The organism is Actinomycetospora sp. (assembly GCF_055612215.1).
The window spans coordinates 1-3,396 of record NZ_JBVPVA010000268.1 but is presented as its reverse complement, the minus strand read 5'-3'; the positions used below and the strand labels follow the sequence as shown (position 1 = coordinate 3,396).

Annotated in this window: 4 protein-coding genes; 2 read left to right on the top strand and 2 right to left on the bottom strand. The window is 74.0% G+C overall.

Going from position 1 to position 3,396, the window contains the following annotated elements:
• Positions 1 to 90 precede the first annotated feature (90 nt).
• Complete coding sequence (locus AC0CYZ_RS07385; RefSeq protein WP_472213817.1) at positions 91 to 978, bottom strand: hydroxymethylglutaryl-CoA lyase; 888 nt, start codon at positions 976 to 978, stop codon at positions 91 to 93.
• Positions 979 to 1,135: 157 nt separating this feature from the next.
• Between AC0CYZ_RS07385 and AC0CYZ_RS07380 the strand changes: the two genes are divergently transcribed.
• Positions 1,136 to 1,561: a CBS domain-containing protein gene (locus AC0CYZ_RS07380; RefSeq protein ID WP_472213815.1), complete on the top strand. Its 426-nt coding sequence runs from the start codon at positions 1,136 to 1,138 to the stop codon at positions 1,559 to 1,561.
• On the opposite strand, the gene AC0CYZ_RS07375 is transcribed toward AC0CYZ_RS07380, so the two are convergent.
• Complete coding sequence (locus AC0CYZ_RS07375; protein WP_472213813.1) at positions 1,551 to 2,750, bottom strand: glycosyltransferase; 1,200 nt, start codon at positions 2,748 to 2,750, stop codon at positions 1,551 to 1,553. The genes AC0CYZ_RS07380 and AC0CYZ_RS07375 overlap by 11 nt on opposite strands.
• 87 nt (positions 2,751 to 2,837) lie before the next feature.
• On the opposite strand from AC0CYZ_RS07375, the gene AC0CYZ_RS07370 reads away from it, so the two are divergent.
• Positions 2,838 to 3,396 (top strand): aldo/keto reductase (locus AC0CYZ_RS07370; protein ID WP_472213809.1); only part of this gene is annotated, 559 nt, incomplete at its 3' end.

Sequence of the window (3,396 nt, the reverse complement as noted above, 5' to 3'; positions counted from 1 at the left end):
AGGGGATTCCCGGCGGTGTTCGTGTCGAGGGGGTTCGGAGTTCCGGCTCCGGTGTCGGCCATGCGCCCATCCTCGCCCACCGGGAAAAGATCAGCCCGGGAAAGCCCCGGCCCGGGGCAGGAGCGCCGGGACCCGGTAGCCCAGCTGGTCGGAGAGGAATCCGGCGATCGGCAGGAGCGCGTCGAGGCGCAGCCCGGTGTCCACGCCCATGCGCTCGAGCAGGTAGACGAGGTCCTCGGTGGCGATGTTCCCGGTGGCCGCCGGGGCGAACGGGCAGCCCCCGATCCCGCCGTTGGAGGAGTCCAGCCAGTCCACGCCCCACTCGTACGCGGCCACCGCGTTGGCGAAGCCGGTGTTGCGCGTGTTGTGGAAGTGCGCGCGGGTGACGACGTCGGGCGCGACCTCGCGGACCCCGTCGAGCAGCGCACGCACCTGGGTCGGCACCCCGACGCCGATGGTGTCCGCGATCGCGATCTCCTTCGCGCCGGCGGCCGCGGACCGGCGCGCGACCTCGACGACGCGGTCGGGCGGGACCTCGCCGTCGAAGGGGCAGCCGAACGAGGTCGCGATGGTCACGGTGGCGAACAGCCCCGCCGACGCCGCCTCAGCCAGGACCTCCTCGGCGACCTCGGTCAGCGCCTCGGTGCTGGAGTTCTGGTTGGCCTTGGCGAACCCGTCGGAGGCGGGCACGACGACGTTCACCTCGTCGACGCCGGCCGTCACCGCCCGGTCGTAGCCGCGGCGGTTGAGCACCAGCCCGATGTGCGAGACACCTTCGGGGCGGGGCACGCGCTCCATCACCGCCTCGGCGTCGGCCATCGCCGGGACGAGCTTGGGATGCACGAACGACGCCGACTCGATCCGCCGCGCCCCCGCCGCGATCGCCTGGCCGATGAGCTCGACCTTCGCGTCGGTCTCGAGCACCGCGCGCTCGTTCTGCAGCCCGTCGCGCGGACTGACCTCGACGATGCCGACCATGACCCGTCCTCCCGTCGTCCCGACCCCGCCGACGATAGTGCCGCCCCGGCGTGGGCGGCCCGGTCCGGCGACCGCCCACCGGGCCCCGGCCGGAGCCTTCCCGACGTGAGCTGCGCGTGAGATCGTCGTCACACACCGCCTGACGAAGGAGTCGACGATGCGCATCCGGGACGTCCTGACCTCGAAGCCGGCCGGCGTACTGACGGTCGAACCGCAGACCGGCCTGCCCGACCTGCTCGCCGCGCTCGCGGAGCGCGGGGTCGGCGCCGCGGTGGTCGTGGACGGCGGCGCGGTCGTCGGGATGGTCTCCGAGCGCGACGTCGTGCGGCACCTGCACCGCCGGGGCGCGGACCTGCTCGGGGACGCCGTCGCCACGATCATGACGGGTCCCGTGACGACCTGCGGTCCGGACGACGAGGTCGACGGGCTCGCCGGGGTGATGACCCAGAAGCGCATCCGGCACGTCCCGGTCGTCGAGCGCGGAAAGCTGACAGGGATCGTCAGCATCGGTGACGTCGTCAAGACCCGGCTCGACGAACTCGAGGCCCACCGCGAGCAGCTCGAGGCCTACATCAACGGCTGAGCCGGGCCGGGAACGCCCACCGCCCGACGTCGGCCGCAACCTGGTCGGGTCCGGGCAGGGCGGCCACCTCGACGGCGAGGGCCCGGGCGGCCGCACGTTCGGGTCCCTCGGCCAGCAGGGCCGTCACCGCCGCCGCGACGGCCTCCCCGCTCGCCTGCTCACCGAGCAGCTGGACTCCCGCGCCCGCCGTCGTGACGGCCGCCGCATTGAGGAACTGGTCGGCGCCCTGCGGGAGGAACACCTGCGGCAGCCCGGCCGTGGCGCAACCGAGGGTCGTGCCGCTGCCCCCGTGGTGCACGACCAGCGCCGGGGGCGCGTCCACGCCGTCGACCTCGCCGCGCAGCAGGTCGGCCTGCGGCACGAACGACTCGACCTGCACGCCCGGTCCCTCGAGGTCGGCCAGCTCGCCGACCGCGACCGAGCCGGCGGCCACCAGCACGTCGACGTCGAGGCCGGCCAGTCCGTCCAGGGCGGTGCGCAGGACGCCGGCCACGCCGAACGAGGTGCCGAGGGTGAGCAGCACCCATGGGCGGCCGGTGAGCCGGCGGGGCGCGAACGGCGTCGGCGGGTTCCAGCCGACCGGGCGCAGCGGCACCGGGGCCATTCCCGCGAGGTAGGCCTCCGAGCCCGGGTCCTGCAGCGACGGCGGGCAGATGTCGAGGTAGGCGTGGCCGGTCACGTCGCCCTCGGACTGCGGCACGCCGAGCTCGGCGGCGACCGCGGCGAGGCCCGCGGGCGTCGTCATGCTCATCGGTGAGTGCGGGGACGGCCGGCGCCCGAAGGAGTGCAGGACGCAGGGCACCCCGACGGCGCGTGCCGCGAGCGCCGCGCCCCGGTCGCCCACCTCGGCGATGACGACGTCGGGCGGCTCCTCCCGCAGGCGCGGGATCAGGTCGCTCGCGACCGAGCGCGGCATGACCCGCCCGAACACCTCCCCCGCGACGTCGCGCATGACCTCCTGGTCCGAGGGTCGCTCGGTGAGTCCCCGGTCGATCATCACCCCGCGGAACGCCTCGAGGGCCGGCCGCCCGGCGGGCACCGTCGGGACCCCGGAGGTCGCGATCGTCGACACGAGATCCGGCCCCGTCGCGACGGTGACGTCGTGCCCGGCGTCGTGCAGCGCACGGGCGAGCGGGACCAGCGGGAAGGCGTGGCCGGGAGCGCCGAGGGCGGCGACGAGGATGCGCACGGGCTCCCACTGTGCCGGAGCGTGCCGGTCGCCACGACCACGTGGGCGCCGGGTTGCGGTGGCGCGCGAGCGGGGTAGCCGAACGCCATGAAGACCACTCGTTTGGGCAAGACCGAGCTCGAGGTGTCCCGGATCGCGTTCGGGACCTGGCAGGTCTCGGGTGAGTGGGGCTCGTACGACGCCGACCAGGCCCAGGGCGCGATCCGGCACGCCCTCGACCTCGGGGTGAACTTCTTCGACACCGCGCAGGCCTACGGGTTCGGCGAGGCCGAGGAAGTCCTCGCGAACGCGCTGCGCCACCAGCTCGACCACGACCGCGACTCCGTGGTGATCGCCACCAAGGGCGGCATCAACCCCGGGACCGACCGGCCCCGCGACTCCAGCCGCGAGTACCTGCGCTCCGGGGTCGAGTCCAGCCTCCGGGCGATGAAGATCGACCACATCGACCTGTACCAGATCCACTGGCCCGACGAGCAGACGCCGTTCGAGGACACCGCCGGCTACCTGCAGGAGCTCGTCGACGAGGGCAAGATCCGCCACGTCGGCGTCTCCAACTTCGACGAGGAGCAGATGGCGGCGTTCGACCGCCGTCGGCCGGTGGAGACGCTGCAGCCGCCATACCACCTGTTCCGCCGCGGCATCGAGA

Bases quoted from the DNA above. Each gene is read 5' to 3' on its own strand.
- AC0CYZ_RS07385 (WP_472213817.1), bottom strand. From the start codon at position 978: ATGGTCGGCATCGTCGAGGTCAGTCCGCGCGACGGGCTGCAGAACGAG.
- AC0CYZ_RS07380 (WP_472213815.1), top strand. From the start codon at position 1,136: ATGCGCATCCGGGACGTCCTGACCTCGAAGCCGGCCGGCGTACTGACG.